Consider the following 23,046-nt stretch of genomic DNA (forward strand, 5'->3'; position numbering starts at 1 on the left):
CGAGTATGCCAGCGCCCACCGACAAGACGGCGGCAAGCTCAACCCAGCCGCGCGACCACCTCGGCGACAACCGAATCCAGCGGCACGGACACCTGATCGCCCGTCCCCAGATCCTTGACCCCGACGGTCCCGGACTCGAGGTCCCGGTCGCCCGCCACCAGCGCGATCCGCGCGCCGGAACGGTCGGCCGCGCGCATCGCGCCCTTGAGCCCGCGGTCGCCGTAGGCCATGTCGACGCGGGCACCGGCGGCGCGCAGCCGCGCCGCGAGCACCGCCAGCTGCAGTTTGGCCGGCTCGCTCAGCGGCACCGCGAACACGTCGCAGCGCGTGGTCTGCCCGACGCTCTTGCCCTCGGCGCGCAGCGCCAGCAGGGTCCGGTCGACGCCGAGCCCGAAACCGATGCCCGACAGGTCTTGCCCACCCAACTCGCGCATCAGGCCGTCGTAGCGGCCGCCGCCGCCGATCCCGGACTGCGCGCCCAGGCCGTCGTGCACGAACTCGAACGTGGTCTTGGTGTAGTAGTCGAGCCCGCGCACCATCCGCGGGTTGATGACGTAGGGCACCCCGAGCGCATCCAAATGCGCCAGCACCGTGTCGAAGTGCTGCTTGGCGCCGTCGGACAGGTGATCCAGCAGCACCGGCGCGTCGGCCGTCATCGCCCGCACTTCGGGTCGTTTGTCGTCGAGGACACGAAGCGGGTTGATCTCGGCGCGCCGCCGCGTCTCCTCGTCGAGGTCGAGGCCAAACAGGAACTCCTGCAACAGTTCCCGGTACTGCGGGCGGCAGGTTTCGTCGCCGAGCGAGGTGATCTCCAGCCGGAAGCCGTCCAGGCCCAGCGAGCGGAAACCGGCGTCGGCGACGGCGATCACCTCGGCGTCCAGCGCGGGGTCGTCGACGCCGATCGCCTCCACCCCGACCTGCTGCAGCTGGCGGTACCGGCCGGCCTGCGGGCGCTCGTAGCGGAAAAACGGTCCCGCGTAACAGAGTTTGACCGGCAGCGCGCCGCGGTCCAGGCCGTGTTCGATCACGGCGCGCACCACACCCGCGGTGCCCTCCGGCCGCAGCGTCACCGAGCGGTCACCGCGGTCGGCGAAGGTGTACATCTCCTTGGAGACGACGTCGGTGGATTCGCCTACGCCGCGGGCGAATAGGGCGGTGTCTTCGAAGATGGGCAGCTCGACGTCGCCGTAGCCGGCCCGCCGCGCGGCGGCCAGCAGCCCGTCGCGCACCGCGACGAACTGCGCCGAATCCGGCGGGAGGTAGTCCGGCACCCCCTTGGGAGCAGAGAACTCCGTCACCGGCTCAGGCCCTCGAGAAACGGGTTGAAGCGCCGCTCGGCGCCGATGGTGGTGGCGTTGCCGTGGCCGGGCAGCACGACGGTGTCGTCGTCGAGCACCAACAGCTTGTCCATGATCGACGTCAGCAGGTCGCGGCCGCTCCCACCGAACAGGTCCGTGCGGCCCACCGAGCGCTCGAACAGCGTGTCCCCGGTGAAGACGACATCCTTGTCCTCCGACACCCGAAAACACACCGAGCCGCGGGTGTGCCCCGGCGTGTGGTCGACGTTGACGGTCACGCTGCCCAGGTCCAGCTTGTCGCCGTCGCGGTCCAGCTCCACCACCTGCTTGGGCTCGCGGAAGAACGCGCCGGTCACCAGCTGCGCCAGCCGCGGGCCGTAGCCGTGGATGGGGTCGGTCAGCATGAACCGGTCCTCGGGGTGGATGTAGGTGGGGCAGCCGAAGGTGTCGGACACCTTCTGGGCCGACCACATGTGGTCGATGTGCCCGTGGGTGATCAGCACCGCGGCCGGGGTCAGCCGGTTCTCGTCGAGGATTCGCCGCAGCGCGCCCATCGCGCGCTGTCCGGGATCGACGATGACGGCGTCGGTTCCGGGGCGTTCGGCCAGCACATAGCAGTTGCACGCCAACATGCCGGCGGGGAATCCGGTGATCAACACGGTTCCCAGTTTCCCACGGGGGCCGGTTGGCGCCGGTCAGGGCGCCCCCATATAGCCTGGGCTGGCTATCTCGGGCCCGACGACCGACATGGAGGCATACCGGCCGTGCCGACCAATGAACAGCGACGTGCCACAGCCAAGCGCAAACTCGAGCGGCAGCTGGAGCGGCGCCAGAAGCAGGCGAAGCGGCGCCGCATCATGGTGATCGCCGGGGGCTCGATCGCGGCCGTGGCCGTGATCGCCGCGGTCGTGATCGCCATCGTCAACACCAAGCACGAGCACAAGAACAACACCGCGGCGCCGACGAGCTCCCCCGCCGCCAGCAGCGCCCCGGAGACCTCCACTTCCGCGACGCCCAGCGGTCCACCACCGCCGGTGCCTCCGCTGCCGGCGTTCAAGCCGTCGGCCAACCTCGGCGCCAACTGCCAATACCCGGCGTCGTCGGACGCGGCGGCCAAACAGGTCAAGCCGCCGCGCACCGGCAAGGTCCCGACGGACCCGGCGCAGGTGAGCGCCAGCATGGCCACCAGCCAGGGCAACATCGGCCTGATGCTGGCCAACAACGAATCGCCTTGCACGGTCAACAGTTTCGCGAGCCTGATCGGCCAGAAGTACTTCGACGGCACCAAATGCCACCGGTTGACAACGTCGGACACGCTGGGCGTCCTGCAATGCGGCGACCCCAAGGGCGACGGCACCGGCGGCCCCGGCTATCAATTCGCCAACGAGTACCCGACCGACCAGTACCCGCCGAACGATCCCAAGCTGCAGCAGCCGGTGCTCTATCCGCGCGGCACCCTGGCGATGGCCAACGCCGGGCCCGGCACCAACGGCAGCCAGTTCTTCATGGTCTACAAGGACTCCCAGCTGCCGCCGCAGTACACGGTGTTCGGCACCATCCAGCCCGACGGGCTCGCCGTCCTGGACAAGGTCGCCAAGGCCGGCGTCGCCGGCGGCGGTGAAGACGGGGCGCCGGCCAGCGAGGTCACCATCAAGTCGCTGCTGCTCGACTAAACGTGGAGCAGCGCAACACCATCGCGCGGATTGCTGAGAATCACCAGACTCGCTTGCTCCACCGTTTAGGGTTCGTGGGGTGAGTATTGATCCGGAGTCCTTCGGTCATTACCAAATACTGGAGTTGCTGGGCCGCGGCGGCATGGGGCGCGTATACCGCGCTTTCGATGCGTCCACCGATCGAGTGGTGGCCCTCAAAGTGCTCCCGCCACATCTGGCCGAGGATCAGGACTTTCAGCACCGCTTTCGCCGAGAGGCGCGCATCGCGGCCGGCCTGAACGACCCGCACATCGTTCCCATCCACGGTTACGGCGAGATCGACGGCCAGCTGTATGTCGACATGCGGCTGATCGAGGGCCGCGACCTGTCGCAGTACATCGACGAGAGCGGCGGACGGCTGTCCCCCGAGCGCACGGTCGCGGTGATCGAACAGGTTGCCGCGGCGCTGGATAGCGCCCACCGGGTGGGGCTGGTGCACCGCGACATCAAGCCGAAGAACATCCTCGTGACCACTGCGCAGAATTTCGTCTACCTGATCGACTTCGGCCTCGCCCGAGCGGAGTCCGACACGCAGCTGACCCACACCGGGGCCACCATGGGCACCGTGGCGTACCTGGCGCCCGAGCGCTTCAGGGGGACAACCGATCACCGCGCCGACGTGTATTCGTTGGCCTGCGTGCTGTACGAGTGCCTGACCGGAAGCCGCCCCTACCCCGGCGACAGCCTCGAGGAACAGCTGCACGCGCACGTCAACGCGCCGCCGCCGCGAGCGTCGATCATGGCGCCCGGCATACCGCCGGCCTTCGACGCGGTGATCTCGCGCGGCATGGCGAAGGATCCCGAAGCCCGCTACCAGTCGGCAATCGAGCTCGCGGAGGCCGCCCGGGCGGCGCTCACCGGCCACGTCGACTCGGCGGTGCCGCCGCCCGCCGCTCCGGCGCCGGCGCCGGAGCCCCCGCGGCCGTCAGGCGCGGGGAGCTCGAACCGGCGCCTGGTCCTGGGAATCGTGGGCGGATCGCTCGTCGCGCTGGCGGCGGTGGTGGCGTTGGTCATCTCCCTGGTCACCCAGAACCACGGCTCCACGAACACCGCGGCGTCCAGCACGCCGACGCGCGCCAGGGTCCCGGCCCGGCCGGGCTCCGCGCCGGGGACGTCCTCCCCCGCCGCCGCGAGCGTGCCGCCGTTGCCGGCGTTCGCACCCCCGCCCGGCGTCGGCGCCAATTGCCAATACCCGCCGTCGCCGGATCCCGCGAGCAAGCCCGCCAGCTTGCCGCCATCCGGCAGGGTCTCCACCGAGCCGGCCACGATCCACGCCGTCATCTCGACCAACTTCGGCGATCTCGGCGTCCAGCTCGCCAACAACGAGTCCCCGTGCACGGTGAACAGCTTCGTCAGCCTGGCCAAGCAGGGCTTCTTCGACAACACGATCTGCGGGCGGATGATCGACGAGCCGGAGGGCGGGACGCTGCTGTTCGGCGGCGGCGATGCCGACGGCGGCGGCGGCGCCGGCTACGAGTACGCCGACGAATACCCCACCAACCAGTACAAGGCCAACGATCCCGAGCTCAAGCAAACCGTGATCTATCCGCGCGGGACGGTGGCGATGGCCACGAACGGGCCCAACACCAACGAAAGCCAGTTCTTCATCGTCTTCCGCGACGCCGAGATAGAGCCGACGTCCACGGTGTTCGGCGCGGTCGACCAGGCCGGCCTGGACACCCTCGACAAGATGGCCAGGGTCGGGGTGGCCGGCAACCGCACCCGGGGCATGCCGACGAGCACGATCACCATCAACTCGGTACGGGTGGGCTAGTACCTCAGGCCGCGGACGTCACCCGGTAGACGTCGTACACGCCTTCGACGTTGCGCACCACGTTGAGCAGGTGCCCGAGGTGCTTGGGGTCACCCATCTCGAAGGTGAACCGGCTGATCGCCACGCGGTCACCCGAGGTGGTGACCGACGCCGAGAGGATGTTGACCTTCTCGTCGGCGAGCACCCGGGTGATGTCCGACAGCAGCCGGTGCCGGTCGAGCGCCTCGACCTGAATGGCGACCAGGAACACCGACGACGCCGACGGCGCCCACAGCACCTCGATGATCCGCTCGGACTGCTGTTGCAGCGACGCGGCGTTGGTGCAGTCGGTGCGGTGCACGCTGACCCCGCCGCCGCGGGTGACGAACCCCATGATCTGGTCGCCGGGCACCGGGGTGCAGCACTTGGCCAGCTTGGTCAGCACGCCCGGGGCGCCGGGGACCGAGACCCCGACGTCGTCGCTGCTGCGCGGGCGTCGCAGCATGGTGGTCGGCGTGGACCGCTCGGCGAGTTCCTCCTCGGCCTGGTCGATGCCGCCGAGCTCGGCCAGCAGCCGCTGCACGGCGTGCTTGGCCGACACGTGCCCCTCACCGATCGCGGTGTAGAGCGCGGACACGTCGGCGTAGTGCAGCTCGCGGGCCACCGCGGCCATCGACTCGCCATTGACCAAGCGCTGCAACGGAAGTCCGCCGCGCCGCACCTCGCGGGCCATCGCCTCCTTGCCGGCCTCCAGCGCCTCCTCGCGGCGCTCCTTGGCGAACCACTGCCGGATCTTCGCCTTGGCCCGCGGCGACACCACGAACTGCTGCCAGTCCCGCGACGGCCCGGCGTTGGGCGCCTTGGACGTGAAAACCTCGACGACTTCGCCGTTTTCGAGCTTGCGCTCCAGCGCCACCAGCCGGCCGTTGACCCTGGCGCCGATGCAGCGGTGGCCGACCTCGGTGTGCACCGCATAGGCGAAGTCGATCGGCGTGGATCCCGTCGGCAGCGTGATCACGTCGCCCTTGGGCGTGAAGACGAAGATCTCTTGGACCGCAAGGTCATAACGCAGCGACTCCAGGAACTCGCCCGGGTCGGCGGCCTCACGCTGCCAGTCGAGCAGCTGACGCATCCAGGCCATATCGTCGATCTCGGCGGCGGCGTGCGGATGCGGAAGGCCGTTGCGGCCCTTGGCTTCCTTGTAGCGCCAGTGCGCGGCGATGCCGTACTCGGCGGTGCGGTGCATGTCGCGGGTACGGATCTGCACCTCCAGCGGCTTGCCCTCCGGCCCGACGACGGTGGTGTGCAGCGACTGGTAGACGCCGTATCTCGGCTGCGCGATGTAGTCCTTGAACCGCCCGGCCATCGGCTGCCACAGCGAATGCACCACGCCGACGGCGGCGTAACAGTCCCGGATCTCGTCGCACAGGATGCGGATGCCGACCAGGTCGTGGATGTCGTCGAAGTCGCGCCCCTTGACGATCATCTTCTGGTAGATCGACCAGTAGTGCTTGGGGCGGCCCTCGACCGTCGCCTTGATCTTCGACGCGTTCAGCGTGTTGATGATCTCGGTGCGCACCTTGGCCAGATAGGTGTCCCGCGACGGCGCACGGCCGGCCACCAGCCGCACGATCTCCTCGTACTTCTTGGGGTGCAGGATCGCGAACGACAGGTCCTCCAGCTCCCACTTGACGCTGGCCATACCCAGCCGATGGGCAAGGGGCGCAATGACTTCCAGCGTCTCGCGGGCCTTGCGCGCCTGCTTCTCGGGCGGCAGGAAGCGCATGGTGCGCATGTTGTGCAGCCGGTCGGCGACCTTGATCACCAGCACCCGCGGGTCGCGGGCCATGGCGGTGATCATCTTGCGGATGGTCTCGCCCTCGGCGGCGCTACCCAGCACCACCCGGTCCAGCTTGGTCACGCCGTCGACGAGGTGGCCGACCTCCTCGCCGAATTCCTCGCTCAGCGCCTCGAGCGTGTACCCGGTGTCCTCGACGGTGTCGTGCAGCAGCGCGGCCACCAAAGTGGTGGTGTCCATGCCCAATTCGGCCAGGATGTTGGCGACGGCCAGGGGGTGGGTGATGTAGGGGTCACCGGAGTGCCGCAACTGGGTGGCGTGCCGCTGGTCGGCGACCTCGAAGGCGCGCTGCAGCATCGACAGATCCGCTTTGGGGTAGACCTCGCGGTGCACCGCGACCAGCGGCTCGAGCACGGGGTTGAGGGTGCTGCGCTGGGCCGTCATCCGGCGGGCAAGGCGGGCCCGCACCCGGCGCGAGGCGCTCGTCTTCTCGACCGGCGCCTCCCCGACCAACAGGGGTTGCGTGACGTCCGCGGGCGCGTCGAGGGCCTGCGCCCCGCTCTTCTCGTCAGCCACGTTGGTCACCTCCGACCTCGAGGATATCGCTTATGGGCCCCGGCTAGGCCCTGCTCAGGCTGTATACCGGCAACGGCGCGACGGCCTCGCGGCCGCCCAGCCCGGTGAGTTCCATGACCACCGCGGCCGCGCTCACGTGGGCCCCGGCGCGTTGCAGCAGCCGGGCGGCGGCGCCCAGCGTGCCGCCGGTCGCGAGCACGTCGTCGATGACGACAACGTCGCGGCCGCGCAGATCGATCCCGTCGGCGGGGATCTCCAGCGTCGCGGTGCCGTACTCCAGGTCGTATTGCTCGGAATGCACCGGCGGCGGCAGCTTGCCGGACTTGCGGATCGCCAGCACGCCCGTGCCCAGCCGGCCGGCGACCGCCGCGGCCACCAGAAAGCCCCGGGAGTCGATGCCGGCCACCAGGTCCGCGCCGGACGCGACGTCGATCAGCGCGTCGACGACGGCGGTCATCCCGGCCCGGTCGGCGAAGACGGGCGTGAGGTCCTTGAACTGGACGCCTGGCTTCGGAAAATCCGCGACATCCCGGGCCAGCGAGGCGATCAGCTCGGTCACCGGCGCGCCGGCGCCCGTCACTGGACCAGCGCCCATCGGTCCATGTTCCAGCCCACGCCCCAGCGCGTCGGATTCCTGCTCACGGCGTACATCTTCTTCGACTTCAGCAGCGTGCGCTGCTGGCGGTACAGCGGCAGCGTCGGCATGTCGGCCCACAGGATCGGCGCCGCCTGCGCCAGCAGCCGGGCGCGCTCGGCGGGGTCGGCCGACACCGCCAGCGCGCTGATCGCGCCGTCGACCTGGGGGTTGGAGTACCCGGACAGGTTGTTGCCGTTGCCGCTGTGCAGGTCGTAGGCGTCCATCGCCGAGGAACCGGTCGACCCGCTGCCGCTGGCCCCGCCGGTGCTGGCCAGCAGCACGTCGATCTTGCCGTCCCGCAACGCCTGCGGCCCCGGGGCGTCCAGCTTGGTGTCGGCCACCGTGATGCCGGCCGCGGCGCACGACTTGGTGATGACGCCGACGGTCACCGCCAGCCGCGCGTTGGGCCCCTGGTAGCCGATCCGCACCGGCTGCGGTGCGCCGCCCAGCGCGTCGCGAGCGGCGGCGGGGTCCGCCTTGGCAAACGGGCCGGCCTCGGCGGCGCCCTCACCGGCGGCGATCGCATCGTCGGTGGCCGGCTGCAGGCGCGTGTTGGCGATCGCCACCCCGGCGTCGTGCGCGATCGTGTCGCGCGGGGTGCACAGCGCGACGGCGCGCCGGGTCTTCGGCTGCGCCAGCGGCCCCTGCGGCGCGAAGATCATCTGCACGATGCCGTCCGACGGCGACTCGTTGCGCTCGTAGTTGTCCGGGGTGGACAGCGTCCCGGACGAGCCGGAGGCGACGTCGACGACGTCGACGCTGCGGTTGTTGACCCGGTCCTGGATGTCGGGACCCTGCGGCCACACGGTGATGCGCTTGGTGATCGGCTTGGGACCCCACCAGCGGTCGTTGGCGACGAGCACCACGGCGCCGCCGCTGAGCATCGATTCGATCTTGTAGGGCCCCGACGACGGGAAGCGCTTCAGATCCAGGCCGGGCTTGAGGTCCCAGGTGGTGTTCCACAGCTTGGCGATCTGCTGCACGACCTGCGAATTGTTGCTCAGCAGCGCGGCGGTCACGTCCACGTTCAGCTCGTCGGCGATCACGTGCGACGGCATCATCGAGGTCGCGCCGAACAGCTGGTTGTAGTCGACGACCCCGCGGTCGGGGGCGAAGGACACCCGCGCCTTCTTCTGGCCCGGGATGCACTCGATGTTGGCGATGTCGACGTATCCGGCCTGGCTGGCGGCGTCGAACCCGGGAAACCGCCCGGATTGCGCCGCCCACGCGAGGACGAGGTCGTCGCAGGTCACCGGCTTGCCGTCGCTGTAGACGGCGTTGTCGGCGATCTGGTAGTCGAGGACCAGTGGCGACCCGCCGACGACCGAGATGCTCCCGAAGTCGTGGTCGGCGACGACCTGGCCGTCCGGGCCGTGATAGCCGAAGCCGGTGAGCGTGCGGGCGAAAGCCTGCGCCCCCGCCGATGCGGCACCGATGACGGTGTTGGTGTTATAGGTGCTCACCGGGCCGTCGACGACGTAGTCGATCTGCGAGGCGGCGCTACCCGAACAGGCCGTCAGCCCGAAAGCCGCCACCACGAGCCCGGCCAATGCCAGCCGACACCAGGTGGCCATCGGGGCTACCGCCGGCCGGCGTTTCGCTTGCCGCTCGGGCGCCGGGTTCCGGTGGGGCGCACCGGTCGCGCGCCCGGCGCCGGCTTGTTCGCCGCGGGCTTGCTGGGCGTCTCGGGCGCCTCGGCGGTCTCGGCGGCTTCGGTGGCTTCGGTGCCGCCCTCGGCGGGCTCCTCGGCGGCCGACTCGCCGTGGGAGGGCTTGCGCCGCTTGAGGACCCGGCGGGTGTGCGTGCGCACCAGCTCGGTGCGTTCGCGCAGGCTGACCAGCAGCGGGGTGGCGAAGAAGATCGAGGAGTAGGTGCCGACCAGGATGCCCACCAGCTGCACCAGCGCCAGGTCCTTCAGCGTGCCGACGCCCAGCAGCCACACGGCCACGACCATCAGCGCCAGCACCGGCAGCACCCCGATCAGGCTGGTGTTGATCGAGCGCATGAACGTCTGGTTGATCGCCAGGTTCGCGTGCTCGGCGAAGGTCCGCCGGTTGGTGTGCTGGAAATCGCGGGTGTTCTCCTCGACCTTGTCGAACACGATGACGGTGTCATAGAGCGAGAAGCCCAGGATGGTCAGCAGGCCGATGACCGTCGCCGGGGTGACCTCGAAGCCGATCAGCGAGTACACGCCGGCGGTGACGCTGAGGTCGAAACACATGGTGGTCAGCGCGGAGATCGCCATGTAGCGCTCGTAGCGCACGGTGATGTAGAGGCTGACCAGCGCCAGGAACACCACCAGCGCGATCAGCGCCTTCTTGGTGATCTGGTCGCCCCAGGTCTCCGACACCGCCGAGTCGCTGATGGCCTGCTTGCTCGGCTTGCCGTCGTTGCCCTTCGGCTGGAACGCGTCGAACAGGGCGTTGCGCAGCTTGGTGGTCTGGTCGTTGGTCAGCGTTTCCGACCGGATCTGCACCGTCGCCGAGGCGCCGTTGCCGACGATCACCACCGACTCCGGGTCCTTGCCGATGGCCTTGCGGAAGACGTCGGACACCTGCGCCGTCTGCGCGCTGCCCCGCGGCATCGACACCGTCGTGCCGCCCTTGAAGTCGATCCCGAAGGTGAAGCCCCGCAGGATGATGCTGAGCAGGGCGATCGCGACGATCGCGCCGCTGATCCCGTACCACAGCTTGCGGCGCCCGATCACCTCGAACGCGCCCGTGCCGGTGTAGAGCCGGGAGATGAAGTTGTGGTGCGGCAGCTGCGCGCCGGTCAGCTCGACCGCGCCCTCGGACGCCTTGGAGGAAGTCATCCGCTAACCCCGTCCCATCTGCGCATCCGCCGCGGCGAGGCGTTCGCGCGCGACCTGCTGCACGGCCCCGAGGCCGTTGTAGGCCGGCTTGGCCAGCGTCGGAGACTTGGAAGCCAGGTAGACCAGCGGCCAGGTGACCAGGAACACCACCACCACGTCGAGGATCGTGGTGAGGCCCAGGGTGAACGCGAACCCCCGCACCTGGCCGATCGCCAGGGCGTAGAGCACCGCGGCGGCCAGGAAGGTGACCGCGTTGCCCGACACGATCGTCCTGCGGGCCCGCACCCAGCCCCGTGGCACCGCCGAGCGGAACCTACGGCCGTCGCGGATCTCGTCCTTGATGCGTTCGAAGAACACCACGAACGAGTCGGCGGTGGTGCCGATGCCGATGATCAGACCCGCGATGCCCGCCAGGTCGAGGGTGTAGTTGATCTGGCGGCCCAAGATCACCAGGATCGCGAAAATCATTGCGCCCGAAGCGGTTAGCGACAACGCCGTGAGCAAGCCGAGCACGCGGTAGTAGAGCAGCGAATACAGCAGCACCAGGACGAGGCCGATCGCGCCGGCGAGCAGGCCGGCCCGCAGCGAGGTCAATCCCAATGTCGCCGAGACGGTTTGGGCCTCCGAGGACTCGAAGGACAGCGGCAGCGACCCGTATTTCAGGACGTTGGCCAACTGCTTGGCGGTGGAGGCGTTGAACGGCGGCTGGCCGCCGGAGATCTGGGTGCGCCCGCCGGGGATCGCCTCCTGGATCATCGGGGCGCTGACCACCTGGGAGTCCAGCGTGAACGCGGTCTGGGTGCCGACGTGGGCGGCGGTGAAGTCCGCCCAGGTGTTCGCCGCGGCGGGCTTGAACTGCAGGTCGACGACGTAGCCGATGCCGCGCTGGTTCTGGCTCGACGTGGCGTTGGCGATCTGGTCACCGCTGATGATCGACGGGCCCAGCAGATAGGCGACCTTGTGGTCGGTCGAGCAGGTCACCAGCGGCAGGGTGGGGTCGTCGTTGCCGGCGAGGATGTCGTCCTTCTTGTCGCACTGGGTCGCCTGGAACTGCAGGGCGAGGAACTGGATGCCCTGGCGGGTGCTCTGCCGCCATTCCTTCTCCTCGGCGATGCGGTCGGCGAGGTCCTTGCGCGGGTCGGGCGGCGCCGGCGCCGCGGGTGGCGGCGCCTGGGGCGCGGGCGCCGGGGCCGGGGCGGGCGCCGGGCTCGGCGTGGGCGGCGGGTCCTGCGGGTAGGGCCGCGGTTGCGCGCCCGGCTGGCCGGGCGGCGGCGGTGCTTGGCCGGGAGGTGGTGCTTGGCCGGGCGGTGGTGGTGGCGTTTGGCCGGGCGCCGGAGCGCCGGGCGCCGGCGCGCCGCCCGGAGGGGGCGCCGGTTGGCCGGGGGGCACCTGGGCGGGCGGCTTGGGCTGGGCGGCCTGCGCCGGCATCGAGTTGAGCACCGGCCGGATGTACAACCGCGCGGTCTGCCCGAGGTTGCGCGCCTCGCTGCCGTCGCTCCCGGGCACGGTGATGACCAGGTTGTCGCCGTCGACGACGACCTCCGAACCGGACACGCCGAGCCCGTTGACGCGCGCGCTGATGATCTGCTGCGCCTGCGCCAACGCCTCGCGGCTCGGCCGCGAGCCGTCCGGCGTACGCGCGGTGAGCGTGACGCGGGTGCCGCCCTGCAGGTCGATGCCCAGTTTCGGCGCGGCGCGCTTGTCGCCCGTCAGGAACACCAGCAGGTAGGCGCCGATCAGCAGCAACAAGAAGACAGACAGGTAGCGGGCAGGGTGCACCGGCGGCGAAGACGATGCCACGTTCCTCGTATCTCCTTGGAAATCGGTTTCTTGCCCTGACGGAGCCTCTGAAGAGCGTACGTGCCTATCGGCCCGGGTCGGTCAGTCCCTCGGATTCTTCCAAGTCGTTGCCCGAGGGGTCGTCGGGCAGGATCTTGTCGCGCACGGCCAGCTTCATCCAGGTCGTCACCACGCCGGACGCGATCTCCAGGTCGACGGTGTCCTCGGTGATAGCGACGATGGTGCCCTCCAGCCCGGACGTGGTGTGCACCCGGTCGCCGGGCCGCAACGACTCCTGCAGGTCGATGGTGGCCTGGATCGCCCGCCGCTGCCGACGCTGCGAGAAGTACATGACGCCGATCATGAGGATCACGAACGGCAAGAACAGGATCAAGCTATTCATGCGGCCAGTCTGCCAGCACCGCAGGTCGCCACCTACTGACCCCGCTCACTCGCGTCCGAGCGGATAGGCTTGAGCGGCGACGTGACAGCCGCGCCGCGGTGAGGAGGACGTCGTGGCCAGCCTCGAGCAGAGCCGCCAGCTGGTCACCGAAATCCCCGGTCCCACATCGCTGGAGCTCAACAAGCGCCGGGCCGCGGCCGTGTCGGGCGGCGTGAACGTCTCCCTGCCGGTGTACGTCGCGCGGGCCGGCGGCGGCATCGTCGAGGACGTCGACGGCAACCGGCTCATCGACCTGGGTTCGGGCATCGCGGTAACCACGATCGGCAACTCGTCGCCCCGCGTCGTCGACGCGGTGCGCGCGCAGGTCGACGACTTCACCCACACCTGCTTCATGGTGACGCCGTACGAGGAGTACGTCGCCGTCGCCGAGGAACTCAACCGGATCACCCCCGGCTCGGGCGAGAAGCGCTCGGTGTTGTTCAACTCCGGCGCCGAGGCCGTCGAGAACGCCGTCAAGGTCGCCCGGGCCCACACCCGCAAGCCCGCGGTGGTGGCGTTCAACCACGCCTATCACGGGCGCACCAACCTGGCGATGGCGCTCACCGCCAAATCCATGCCCTACAAGAGCGGCTTCGGCCCGTTCGCGCCGGAGGTGTACCGGGCCCCGCTGTCCTACCCCTACCGGGACGGGCTGCACGACAAGGAACTCGCCACCGACGGCGAAAAGGCCGCCGCGCGCACCATCGGCATCATCGAAAACCAGGTCGGCGCCGACAGCCTGGCCGCCGTCATCATCGAGCCGATCGCCGGCGAGGGCGGATTCATCGTTCCCGCAGAGGGATTCCTGCCCGCGCTGCTCGACTGGTGCCGCCGCAACGACGTGGTGTTCATCGCCGACGAGGTGCAGACCGGCTTCGCCCGCACCGGCGCCATGTTCGCCTGCGAGCACGAGGGGATCGTGCCCGACCTGATCTGCACCGCCAAGGGCATCGCCGACGGGCTGCCGCTGTCGGCGGTCACCGGCCGCGCCGAAATCATGGACGCATCGCACGTGGGCGGTTTGGGCGGCACGTTCGGCGGAAACCCGATTGCGTGTGCGGCCGCACTGGCCACCATCGCGACGATCGAAAGCGACGGGCTGGTCGAGCGGGCACGGCAGCTGGAACGGCTGATCACCGCACCGTTGTTGCGCCTGCAGGCCGCCGATGACCGGATCGGCGACGTGCGCGGTCGGGGCGCCATGATCGCCATCGAGCTGGTGAAGTCGGGGACCGCCGAGCCCGATGCGGAACTGACCAAAAAGCTGTCCACCGCGGCCCACGCGGCCGGAGTGATCGTGTTGACCTGCGGCATGTTCGGCAACATCATCCGGCTGCTGCCGCCACTGACCATCAGCGACGAGCTGTTGATCGAGGGGATCGACATCCTGGGCGGGCTGCTGGGCGAGCTCTAGCCCGGTGCCGAAGATCACATCAACGGTGTCCCGTTAAGGAATACCATTAGTTTTGCTAACGTTTTACGGATCAGCGCAACGTCGCGCAACCGGAACCACTTACTCCTTAAACAATCAAGGGAAGCCTTATGTCGACTTTTTCCGAAGAGCGGCTCGCACGCCGAGTCGACGAGCTCACCGCCTCTGACCCGCAGTTCGCCGCGGCCCGCCCCGACCCGGCGGTCGCCGCCGCCCTCGAACAGCCCGGGCTGCCGCTGCCGCAGGTGATCCGGACGGTGCTGGACGGCTACGCCGAGCGACCCGCGCTGGGCCAGCGCGCCGTCGAGTTCGTCAAGGACCCCAAGACGGGTCGCACCACCGTCGAGCTGCTCCCCCGCTACGAGACCATCACCTACCGCGAGGTCGGCGAGCGCGTCGCCGCGCTGGCGCGCGCCCTGAGCCACGACTCGCTGAGCGTCGGGGACCGGGTCTGCGTGCTGGGCTTCAACAGCGTCGACTACGCCACCATCGACATGGCGCTGGGCGTCGTCGGCGCGGTGAGCGTTCCGCTGCAGACCAGCGCCGCGCTCGCCCAGCTGCAGCCGATCGTGGCCGAGACGCAGCCGAGCGTGATCGCCTCCAGCGTCAACCAGCTGCCGGACGCCGTCGAGCTGATCCTGAACGGTCACACGCCCGCCCACCTGGTCGTCTTCGACTACCACCCGGAGGCCGACGACGAGCGCGAGGCCGTCGAGGCCGCCCGCGCGCGGCTGGCGGACACGCCCATCACCATCCAGACGCTGGCCGACGTGCTCGAGCGCGGCAAGTCGCTGCCCGACGCACCGCTGCCGGCGCCGTCGGACGAGGACCCGCTGGCGCTGTTGATCTACACCTCCGGCAGCACCGGCGCGCCCAAGGGCGCGATGTACCCGGCGCGCAACGTCGGGAAGATGTGGCGCCGGTCGAGCCACAACTGGTTCGGGGAGACCCCCGCGTCGATCACCCTCAACTTCATGCCGATGAGCCACGTCATGGGCCGCGGCATCCTCTACGGCACCCTCGGCAACGGCGGCACCGCGTACTTCGCCGCCCGCAGTGACCTTTCGACGCTGCTCGAGGACCTCGAGCTGGTCCGGCCGACCGAGCTGAACTTTGTGCCGCGGATCTGGGAGACGCTGTTCGGCGAATTCCAGCGCCAGGTCGACCGGCGGCTGCCCGAGGGCGCCGGCCAGGACGAACGCCAGGCCGTCGAGGCCGAGGTCCTCGACGAGCAGCGGCGCTACCTGCTGGGCGGCCGGTTCATCTTCGCGATGACGGGCTCCGCGCCGACCTCCCCCGAGCTGAGGAACTGGGTCGAGGCGCTGCTCGAGATGGAGTTGGTGGACGGCTACGGCTCCACCGAGGCCGGCATGGTCCTGTTCAACGGCGAAGTCCAGCGCCCGCCCGTCGTCGACTACAAGCTGGTCGACGTGCCGGACCTGGGCTACTTCTCCACCGACCGGCCGCACCCGCGCGGTGAACTGTTGCTCAAGACCGAGAACATGTTCCCCGGCTACTACAAGCGGGCCGAGACCACCGCCAACGTGTTCGACGAGGACGGCTACTACCGGACCGGCGACGTCTTCGCGGAGGTCGCGCCCGACAAGCTGGTCTACGTCGACCGCCGCAACAACGTGCTGAAGCTCGCGCAGGGCGAGTTCGTCACCCTGGCCAAGCTGGAGGCGGAGTTCGGCAACAGCCCGCTGGTGCGCCAGATCTACATCTACGGCAACAGCGCGCAGCCCTACCTGCTGGCCGTCGTGGTGCCCACCGAGGAGGCCCTGGAGCGCTACCAGGCCGACGAGCTGAAGCCGCTGATCGCCGATTCGCTGCAGAACGTCGCGCGCGACGCGGGCCTGCAGTCCTACGAGGTGCCGCGCGACTTCCTCATCGAGACCACGCCGTTCAGCCTGGAGAACGGTCTGCTGACCGGCATCCGCAAGCTGGCGTGGCCGAAGCTGAAGCAGCACTACGGCGAGCGGCTCGAGGCGCTCTACGCCGAGCTGGCCCAGGGCCAGGCCAACGAGCTGAGCGAGCTGCGCAGCAGCGGGGCGGACCGTCCGGTGCTCGAGACCGTGAGCCGCGCCGCGGCCGCGATGCTGGGCACCGCGACCAGCGACCTGTCCGGCGAGGCGCACTTCACCGATTTGGGCGGGGACTCGTTGTCCGCCTTGACATTCGGCAACCTGCTGCGCGAGATCTTCGAGGTCGACGTGCCGGTGGGCGTCATCGTCAGCCCGGCCAACGACCTGCGGGCCATCGCCGACTACATCGAGGCCGAGCGCAAGGGCACCAAGCGGCCCACGTTCGCGGCCGTGCACGGTCGCGACGCGACCGAGGTGCGCGCGAGCGACCTGACGCTCGACAAGTTCCTGGAGCCCTCGACGCTGGCCGGTGCGCCCGAGCTGCCGAAGCCCACCTCCGAGGTGCGCACGGTGCTGCTGACCGGTGCGACGGGCTTCCTCGGCCGCTACCTGGCGCTCGACTGGCTCGAGCGGATGGACCTGGTCGACGGCAAGGTGATCGCGCTGGTGCGGGCCCGCTCCGACGAGGAGGCCCGCGCGCGGCTGGACAACACCTTCGACAGCGGTGACCCCGCGCTGCTGGCGCACTATCAGGCGCTGGCGGCCAAGCACCTCGAGGTGCTCGCCGGCGACAAGGGTGAGCCCAACCTCGGCCTGGACCAGGCGACGTGGCAGCGGCTGGCCGACACCGTCGACCTCATCGTCGACCCGGCGGCCCTGGTCAACCACGTGCTGCCGTACAGCGAGCTGTTCGGGCCCAACGCGCTCGGCACCGCCGAGCTGATCCGGATCGCGCTGACCACCAAGCAGAAGCCGTACGTCTACGTGTCGACGATCGGGGTCGGCGACCAGATCGAGCCGGGCAAGTTCGTCGAGGACGCCGACATCCGCGAGATCAGCGCGACGCGGGCGATCAACGACAACTACGCCAACGGCTACGGCAACAGCAAGTGGGCCGGCGAGGTGCTGCTGCGCGAGGCCCACGACCTGTGCGGCCTGCCCGTCGCGGTGTTCCGGTGCGACATGATCCTGGCCGACACCACCTACGCGGGGCAGCTCAACCTGCCGGACATGTTCACCCGGCTGATGCTGAGCCTGGTGGCCACCGGCGTCGCTCCCGGCTCGTTCTACGAGCTGGACGCCGACGGCAACCGGCAGCGCGCGCACTACGACGGGCTGCCCGTCGAGTTCATCGCCTCGGCGATCTCCACCCTGGGAACCCAGACGGAGGGCTTCCAGACGTACCACGTGATGAACCCGTACGACGACGGCATCGGGCTCGACGAGTACGTCGACTGGCTGATCGAGGCCGGCTACCCGCTGCACCGGGTGGACGACTACGCCGAATGGCTGCGCCGGTTCGAGGGATCGATGCGGGCCCTGCCGGAACGGCAGCGCCAGTACTCGCTGCTGCCGCTGCTGCACAACTACCAGAAGCCGGAGAAGCCGCTGCGCGGGTCGCTGGCACCGACCGACCGGTTCCGCGCCGCGGTGCAGGAGGCGAAAATCGGCCCCGACAAGGACATCCCGCATGTCTCGGCGCCGATCATCGTCAAGTACATCACCGACCTGCAGTTGCTCGGCTTGCTGTAAGGCACCAACGCGATCGCCGAGCCCCCGCGGGGGCTCGGCGATTCGCTTTGTCGGGGGTGGTCAGCCTTGGGGATGCGGCCAGCGCAGGTAAGCGGGCCCCGGTGTTCCCTCGCCGCGTTGGCGGCGCCATCCGCGCTTGGGCTGATCTTCACCGGCGCCGTACCGGTCGACCCGCGGCTGGGTGAGCGCGCCCGAGGACACCTCCGCCGGCGGCTCCGCCGCCGAATCGGACTTGTACTCCGGCTCGGAATAGGCCGGCTGGGCGTACGCCGGGTCGGCGGCCCGCGCGGCACGCGCCTCGGCCACCCGACTCAGGACCTCGGCATCACGCGCCGACCGCACCGCCAAGCGCGCCACGGCGACCGCCCCGACGAAGATGATCAGGGCACCCAGACCGGAGAAGTAGGAAACCTCGAGAACGGCCCGCTTGCGGTCGGAGGCGGCGATCGGATCGCCGGCGGAACCGATGCCCAACATCGGGGCGACGTCGCCGCCGATCACGAACCACGCGCCGGCGAGCACCGCCAGCCAGCCGCCCACCATCGCCGTGACCCGGTTTCCGGAAAAGATCAGCAGCAGGCCGGCCAGCACCGCCGCGCCGCCGGGGAGCACCTCGAGCCAGCCCCGGGCCGTCGTCCACGTCCAGTCCTGGTCCGGCGTGTAGGCGAAATTGAAGTGGGGGCCGACGAACGGTATCAACGCACCCCAAGCGCCCAGAACGACCAGGATCAATCCGCTGAGCGCGCCGCGCGACCGCGGCATCCACATTGCGCTGGGTCGGCTGTTTTCTGCGTCTGTCATCAATTTCCCCTCGAATAGAAGCCGGACTACTTCAGCCCCGCAGGGGTACCCACGGCCGCCGGGGGTGTAACGCGGCCGATCGAGGTCGTGGCCAATGGGCCCAGTGTGACTGGTGTTACCGGTAAAGACCGATGACGACCAGCGCGATGGCGATCACCGGGAAGGTGCCCTGGATGACGGCGGCCCGCGCCTTCTCCGGCGCCGACAGCAGCAGCACGACCGCGGCGGCGGCCATCGACCCGACGCCCGCCAGGATGAGCGCCACTCCCACGGCGGTGTCCCCCATCACCACGGGCGGAATGCCGAGGCCGGTGACGATCGCCAGGAACAGGTTGTAGAACCCCTGATTGAAGGCGAGCAGCTTGGTGGCCTCCGCCTCTTCGGCCGACGTGCCGAACCTGGCGCGGGTGCGTTCCGAGGTCCAGGTCAACGACTCCATCGTGAAGATGTAGACGTGCAACAGGGCGGCCAGCGCGGCGAACACCAACCCGGCGGTGAGCATCGCTCCTCCTCGCTAGTCGAACAGCCCGTTTGCGGCGTCAAGAAGAATACCGACCGGCGGGTGCGCAAGCTGCCCTGACGCGCGAAGGCGCGTTGCCTGCCGAGGAGGAGCTACACGCCGGCGTGGTGGTGGCGTCGGCCGAAGAGCCCGCCGCCGGCGCGCCGGTGGAACAGGCCGCCGCGGGCGCGCTCGTCGGCGCGCACGTCGCGAGCCGATTCGTCGTACATGGCCGGCTCCGCCGCCGGGGTGGTCGCCATGGGCGCGGGTTCGGTCACCACGACGTCGCGGGCGTGCCGGACGGCCACGCGAGCCAGCGCGGCGCCGCCGAGGAACACGATCAGCGCGCCCAGCCCGGTGAAGTAGGTGACCTCGAGCAGGGCCCTCTTCAGGTCCGACGCGGCCGCGGGTTGGCCGACGTCGCCGATTTGCAGGGTCGGCGCGAACGCCCGGCCGACCACGAACCAGGCGCCGGCGAAGACCGCCAGCCAGCCGCCGAGCATGGCGCTGGCGCGGTTTCCGGAGACGATCAGGATCAGGCCGCCCACCGCGGCGACGACGCCGGGGAAGACCTCGAGCCAGCCTTTCGCGGCCGTCCAGGTCCATGCGGGGTCGAGGGAATAGGTCCACCTGATCAGGGGTCCGATGAACGGTGCCAGCGCACCCCAGGCACCCAAGAGGATCAGGAGTAGCCCGCTCACGGCGCCGCGGGTGCGGGGCATGTAAGGCGCGGATGCGCGGTCATAGTCGGGGCCGGTGTGCCTCATCAGAAACCTCCTACAGTAAGTACTGATGCTGCGTGGGTACCCCGGGCGGCGGTGACGTAACACACACGCCTAACCGGCGCTAGTCGAAGAGGCCTGGTTGGCCCAGCCCGGCGGCCCCGGCCGGCGGGGTCAGGCCGAGGTGCGTCCAGGCCTGCGCGGTGGCGACCCGGCCGCGCGGGGTGCGCGCGACCATGCCGGCGCGCACCAAGAACGGCTCGCACACCTCCTCGACGGTCGCGGCCTCCTCGCCCACCGCGACCGCCAGCGTCGAAACGCCGACCGGGCCGCCGCCGAAGCCGCGGGTCAGCGCCGACAGCACCGCCCGGTCCAGGCGGTCCAGGCCCAGCTCGTCGACGTCGTAGACCGCCAGCGCGGACTTGGCGACGTCGCGGGTGATCACGCCGTCGGCGCGCACCTCGGCGAAGTCGCGGACCCGGCGCAGCAGCCGGTTGGCGATCCGCGGGGTGCCCCGCGAGCGCCGGGCGATCTCGGCGCCGGCCTCGGCGCCCAGCTCGATGCCGAGAATCCCGGCCGAACGCGCCAGCACCCGCTCCAGCTCGGCGGGTTCGTAGAAGTCCATGTGCGCGGTGAACCCGAACCGGTCGCGCAGCGGGCCGGTCAGCGCGCCGGACCGGGTGGTGGCGCCGACCAGGGTGAAGGGCGCCACCTCCAGCGGGATCGACGTCGCCCCGGGCCCTTTGCCGACCACCACGTCGACCCGGAAATCCTCCATCGCCAGGTAGAGCATCTCCTCGGCGGGCCGCGCGATGCGGTGGATCTCGTCGATGAACAGCACGTCGTGCTCGACCAGGTTGGACAGCATCGCGGCCAGGTCGCCCGCGCGTTCCAGCGCCGGGCCGGACGTCACCCGCAGCGACGAGCCGAGCTCGGCCGCGATGATCATCGCCAGCGACGTCTTGCCCAGCCCCGGCGGGCCGGACAGCAGGATGTGATCCGGTGTGCCGCCGCGGTTCTTGGCCCCCTCGATGACCAGCTGCAGCTGTTCGCGCACCCGCGGCTGGCCGATGAACTCCGACAGCGAGCGCGGCCGCAGGCTGACGTCGATGTCACCCTCGCCCACGGTCAGGGCCGGCGAGACGTCCCGTTCGGAGTAGTCGTCCGTCATTTGCGCCGCTCCTCCTCATCGCTCCGTCCCCCTCGCCGCTTCGCGGCTGGGGGCGCCCCCACTGCATCGTCGCCGGCGCGCATCATCGCGACTTACCCAGCAACGACAGCGCGGCGCGCAGGGCGCTGGACGTCGAGGCGTCGTGGTCGTCGGACAGCACCTTGTCGGTCGCCTCCTCGGCCTGCTTGACCGCGAAACCGAGGCCGACCAGCGCCTCCACCACCGGGCCGCGCACCGCGTGGCCGTTGACCGCCGGAGCGGCTCCCGCGGCGACGATCCCGACCTTGTCGCGCAACTCCAGCACCATCCGTTCGGCGCCGCGTTTGCCGATGCCGGGCACCCGGGTCAGCGCGGCGACGTCGCTGTCGTGCAGCGCCTGGCGCAGGGCCGCGGCGTCGTGCACGGCGAGCGTCGCCATCGCCAGCCGCGGCCCGACTCCCGACACCGACAGCAGCGTCAGGAACAGGTCGCGGGTCTCGGTGTCCGTGAAGCCGTACAGCGTCATGGAATCCTCGCGGACGACCATCGCGGTGATCAGCCGCGCCTGGGTCCCCTGCCGCAACGTCGCCAGCGTCGACGGCGTCGCGTTGACCCGGTAGCCGACGCCGGCGGCCTCGATCACCACGTGGTCGAGCGCCACCTCGAGCACCTCGCCGCGCACCGAGGCGATCATCGAGCGGCCTTCAGCTTGGCCTGCACCTTTGCCCGGTAGGCGTGGCGCTGCTGCGCGGCCAGGGCCTCGGCGGCGGCCATCCGGGCCAGCATCGGCGCCCGCCAGCAGTGGCAGATCGCCAGTGCGAGCGCGTCGGCGGCGTCGGCCGGCGTCGGCTTGGCTTGCAGCGCAAGGATTCTGGTGACCATCGCGGTGACCTGTTCCTTGTTGGCGGCGCCGTTGCCGGTGACCGCGGCCTTGACCTCGGTGGGGGTGTGGAAGTGCACGTCGATGCCGCGCCGGGCCGCGGCCAGCGCCACCACGCCGCCGGCCTGCGCGGTGCCCATCACGGTCGTGACGTTCAGTTGGGAGAACACCCGCTCGATGGCCACCACGTCGGGTTGATGGGTGGCCAGCCAGTGCTCGACGGCATCGCTGATGGCCAACAACCGCTTGGCCAGCGGCGCTTCCGACGGGGTGCGCACCACGTCGACGTCGAGCGCGACGACGCTGCGCCCGCGCCCGGTCTCCACGACCGACAGGCCGCATCGGGTCAGCCCGGGATCGACGCCCATCACGCGCATGGCCGGCTCCTTCGTACGAACAGCTGTTCGAGAGCCTAGCGGGCGGGGCCGACGGGATCCGGTAGGACACGCTGCGACCGGCGAATGCTGTTAACTTATAGCCCACGTTCGCTCTAGCACTGTGGCAACGGAAGGTTTGGCGTGGGAACACTCCTGCTCGTCCTCGCGGCAGTGCTGTTCATCGCGTCGATCGTGGTGCTGGTCATCGCGGTGCGGCGGCCCAAGAAGCCGGCCCGCCCGGGCGGGCGCCAGGACCCGCTCTCCTTCAACGCCATGCCCCAGTTCGGACCCCGCCAGCTCGGTCCGGGGGCCATCGTCAGCTACGGCGGCGTCGACCTGGTGGTCCGCGGCTCGGTGACGTTCCGCGAGGGCCCGTTCGTGTGGTGGGAGCACCTCCTGGAGGGCGGCGACCAGCCGATCTGGCTGAGCGTCGAGGAGGACGACGGGCGCCTGGAGCTGGCCATGTGGGTGACCCGCAAGGACCTCACGCTGCAGCCGGGCGACCAATACGTCATCGACGGGGTGACATTCCACGAAACGGAGCGCGGCCGGGCGTCCTACACCACCGAGGGCACCACCGGCCTGCCGGCCGGCGGCGAGATGGAGTTCCTCGACTGCGCCAACACCGGCGAGACCGCCCTGCTCTCGTTCGAGCGCTGGGCCCCGGACATGCCCTGGGAGATCTCGACGGGCAAGCACGTGGTGCCCGGCGAGCTGACCGTCTACCCCGCGCCGCCGCCCACCGGCCCGTAGGACCACCC

19 protein-coding genes and 1 pseudogene are annotated in these 23,046 nt (G+C 70.1%); 5 read left to right on the top strand and 15 right to left on the bottom strand.

Annotated features, from left to right (window positions below):
* Nucleotides 1-38 precede the first annotated feature (38 nt).
* Nucleotides 39-1,298, bottom strand: a complete 1,260-nt coding sequence (hisS, locus tag AWB89_RS15445) for a histidine--tRNA ligase (RefSeq protein WP_085174833.1) — start codon at nucleotides 1,296-1,298, stop codon at nucleotides 39-41.
* Complete coding sequence (locus AWB89_RS15450; protein ID WP_085104032.1) at nucleotides 1,295-1,957, bottom strand: MBL fold metallo-hydrolase; 663 nt, start codon at nucleotides 1,955-1,957, stop codon at nucleotides 1,295-1,297. Before AWB89_RS15450 ends, hisS begins: the two co-directional genes overlap by 4 nt.
* Before the next feature lie 105 nt (nucleotides 1,958-2,062).
* Between AWB89_RS15450 and AWB89_RS15455 the strand changes: the two genes are divergently transcribed.
* Both AWB89_RS15455 and AWB89_RS15460 read left to right on the top strand, forming a co-directional pair.
* On the top strand, nucleotides 2,063-2,971 hold the full coding sequence (locus tag AWB89_RS15455) for a peptidylprolyl isomerase (RefSeq protein WP_085104030.1): 909 nt from the start codon (nucleotides 2,063-2,065) through the stop codon (nucleotides 2,969-2,971).
* A gap of 79 nt (nucleotides 2,972-3,050) precedes the next feature.
* Nucleotides 3,051-4,784, top strand: a complete 1,734-nt coding sequence (locus AWB89_RS15460) for a protein kinase domain-containing protein (protein WP_085104028.1) — start codon at nucleotides 3,051-3,053, stop codon at nucleotides 4,782-4,784.
* 4 nt (nucleotides 4,785-4,788) lie between these two features.
* Here AWB89_RS15460 and AWB89_RS15465 read toward each other — a convergent pair whose 3' ends face one another.
* The 6 genes from AWB89_RS15465 to yajC form a co-directional block, all read right to left on the bottom strand.
* Entirely contained in the window at nucleotides 4,789-7,137 is a 2,349-nt protein-coding gene (locus AWB89_RS15465; protein ID WP_085104094.1) for a RelA/SpoT family protein, read from the bottom strand.
* Nucleotides 7,138-7,180: 43 nt separating this feature from the next.
* A complete protein-coding gene (locus AWB89_RS15470) occupies nucleotides 7,181-7,732 on the bottom strand; it encodes an adenine phosphoribosyltransferase (RefSeq protein WP_085104024.1) in 552 nt (183 codons plus the stop codon).
* Entirely contained in the window at nucleotides 7,714-9,348 is a 1,635-nt protein-coding gene (locus AWB89_RS15475) for an ABC transporter substrate-binding protein (RefSeq protein ID WP_085174835.1), read from the bottom strand. Before AWB89_RS15475 ends, AWB89_RS15470 begins: the two co-directional genes overlap by 19 nt.
* 5 nt (nucleotides 9,349-9,353) lie before the next feature.
* Entirely contained in the window at nucleotides 9,354-10,586 is a 1,233-nt protein-coding gene (secF, locus tag AWB89_RS15480) for a protein translocase subunit SecF (RefSeq protein ID WP_085174837.1), read from the bottom strand.
* Between the two features lie 3 nt (nucleotides 10,587-10,589).
* Nucleotides 10,590-12,386 (bottom strand): protein translocase subunit SecD, encoded by a 1,797-nt coding sequence (gene secD, locus AWB89_RS15485; RefSeq protein WP_085174839.1) that lies wholly within the window; start codon nucleotides 12,384-12,386, stop codon nucleotides 10,590-10,592.
* A 64-nt stretch (nucleotides 12,387-12,450) separates the two neighbouring features.
* Nucleotides 12,451-12,768 carry a preprotein translocase subunit YajC gene (gene yajC / locus AWB89_RS15490; protein WP_085174841.1) on the bottom strand — a complete coding sequence of 106 codons (318 nt, stop codon included), beginning with the start codon at nucleotides 12,766-12,768 and terminating at the stop codon, nucleotides 12,451-12,453.
* 112 nt (nucleotides 12,769-12,880) lie between these two features.
* On the opposite strand from yajC, the gene gabT reads away from it, so the two are divergent.
* Together gabT and car are read left to right on the top strand one after the other, a co-directional pair.
* A complete protein-coding gene (gene gabT, locus AWB89_RS15495; RefSeq protein WP_085174843.1) occupies nucleotides 12,881-14,221 on the top strand; it encodes a 4-aminobutyrate--2-oxoglutarate transaminase in 1,341 nt (446 codons plus the stop codon).
* Between the two features lie 128 nt (nucleotides 14,222-14,349).
* Nucleotides 14,350-17,856 carry a carboxylic acid reductase gene (car, locus tag AWB89_RS15500; protein WP_085174845.1) on the top strand — a complete coding sequence of 1,169 codons (3,507 nt, stop codon included), beginning with the start codon at nucleotides 14,350-14,352 and terminating at the stop codon, nucleotides 17,854-17,856.
* A gap of 60 nt (nucleotides 17,857-17,916) precedes the next feature.
* Here the strand turns inward: car and AWB89_RS15505 are convergent, their stop codons facing one another.
* The 7 genes and pseudogenes from AWB89_RS15505 to ruvC form a co-directional block, all read right to left on the bottom strand.
* Nucleotides 17,917-18,657, bottom strand: coding sequence for a hypothetical protein (locus AWB89_RS15505; RefSeq protein WP_085174847.1), 741 nt, complete (start codon nucleotides 18,655-18,657; stop codon nucleotides 17,917-17,919).
* Between the two features lie 115 nt (nucleotides 18,658-18,772).
* Nucleotides 18,773-19,159 carry a DUF1304 domain-containing protein gene (locus tag AWB89_RS15510; protein ID WP_085174849.1) on the bottom strand — a complete coding sequence of 129 codons (387 nt, stop codon included), beginning with the start codon at nucleotides 19,157-19,159 and terminating at the stop codon, nucleotides 18,773-18,775.
* A gap of 110 nt (nucleotides 19,160-19,269) precedes the next feature.
* Nucleotides 19,270-19,923, bottom strand: a complete 654-nt coding sequence (locus AWB89_RS15515) for a hypothetical protein (RefSeq protein WP_085104354.1) — start codon at nucleotides 19,921-19,923, stop codon at nucleotides 19,270-19,272.
* 79 nt (nucleotides 19,924-20,002) lie between these two features.
* On the bottom strand, nucleotides 20,003-21,049 hold the full coding sequence (gene ruvB / locus AWB89_RS15520; protein WP_085174851.1) for a Holliday junction branch migration DNA helicase RuvB: 1,047 nt from the start codon (nucleotides 21,047-21,049) through the stop codon (nucleotides 20,003-20,005).
* Nucleotides 21,046-21,129: pseudogene (locus tag AWB89_RS28465) on the bottom strand (hypothetical protein); the annotation flags it as partial. The pseudogene AWB89_RS28465 and the gene ruvB, both read right to left, overlap by 4 nt.
* 2 nt (nucleotides 21,130-21,131) lie before the next feature.
* A complete protein-coding gene (gene ruvA / locus AWB89_RS15525) occupies nucleotides 21,132-21,722 on the bottom strand; it encodes a Holliday junction branch migration protein RuvA (protein ID WP_085104350.1) in 591 nt (196 codons plus the stop codon).
* A complete protein-coding gene (gene ruvC, locus AWB89_RS15530) occupies nucleotides 21,719-22,285 on the bottom strand; it encodes a crossover junction endodeoxyribonuclease RuvC (protein WP_085104348.1) in 567 nt (188 codons plus the stop codon). The genes ruvA and ruvC overlap by 4 nt, the downstream gene beginning before the upstream one ends.
* Nucleotides 22,286-22,426: 141 nt before the next feature.
* Between ruvC and AWB89_RS15535 the strand changes: the two genes are divergently transcribed.
* Nucleotides 22,427-23,038: a DUF4178 domain-containing protein gene (locus tag AWB89_RS15535; RefSeq protein ID WP_085104346.1), complete on the top strand. Its 612-nt coding sequence runs from the start codon at nucleotides 22,427-22,429 to the stop codon at nucleotides 23,036-23,038.
* Nucleotides 23,039-23,046: the final 8 nt, after the last annotated feature.

The sequence above is a fragment of the Mycobacterium paraense genome (assembly GCF_002101815.1).
In the GTDB taxonomy this organism is placed as follows: domain Bacteria; phylum Actinomycetota; class Actinomycetes; order Mycobacteriales; family Mycobacteriaceae; genus Mycobacterium; species Mycobacterium paraense.

Excerpts from the sequence above, each read along its gene's own strand:
- AWB89_RS15470 (WP_085104024.1), bottom strand. The coding sequence starts at position 7,732 with ATGGGCGCTGGTCCAGTGACGGGCGCCGGCGCGCCGGTGACCGAGCTG.
- AWB89_RS15475 (WP_085174835.1), bottom strand. The coding sequence starts at position 9,348 with ATGGCCACCTGGTGTCGGCTGGCATTGGCCGGGCTCGTGGTGGCGGCT.
- secF (WP_085174837.1), bottom strand. The coding sequence starts at position 10,586 with ATGACTTCCTCCAAGGCGTCCGAGGGCGCGGTCGAGCTGACCGGCGCG.
- yajC (WP_085174841.1), bottom strand. The coding sequence starts at position 12,768 with ATGAATAGCTTGATCCTGTTCTTGCCGTTCGTGATCCTCATGATCGGC.
- car (WP_085174845.1), top strand. The coding sequence starts at position 14,350 with ATGTCGACTTTTTCCGAAGAGCGGCTCGCACGCCGAGTCGACGAGCTC.
- AWB89_RS15505 (WP_085174847.1), bottom strand. The coding sequence starts at position 18,657 with ATGACAGACGCAGAAAACAGCCGACCCAGCGCAATGTGGATGCCGCGG.
- AWB89_RS15510 (WP_085174849.1), bottom strand. The coding sequence starts at position 19,159 with ATGCTCACCGCCGGGTTGGTGTTCGCCGCGCTGGCCGCCCTGTTGCAC.
- AWB89_RS15515 (WP_085104354.1), bottom strand. The coding sequence starts at position 19,923 with ATGAGGCACACCGGCCCCGACTATGACCGCGCATCCGCGCCTTACATG.
- ruvB (WP_085174851.1), bottom strand. The coding sequence starts at position 21,049 with ATGACGGACGACTACTCCGAACGGGACGTCTCGCCGGCCCTGACCGTG.
- ruvA (WP_085104350.1), bottom strand. The coding sequence starts at position 21,722 with ATGATCGCCTCGGTGCGCGGCGAGGTGCTCGAGGTGGCGCTCGACCAC.
- ruvC (WP_085104348.1), bottom strand. The coding sequence starts at position 22,285 with ATGCGCGTGATGGGCGTCGATCCCGGGCTGACCCGATGCGGCCTGTCG.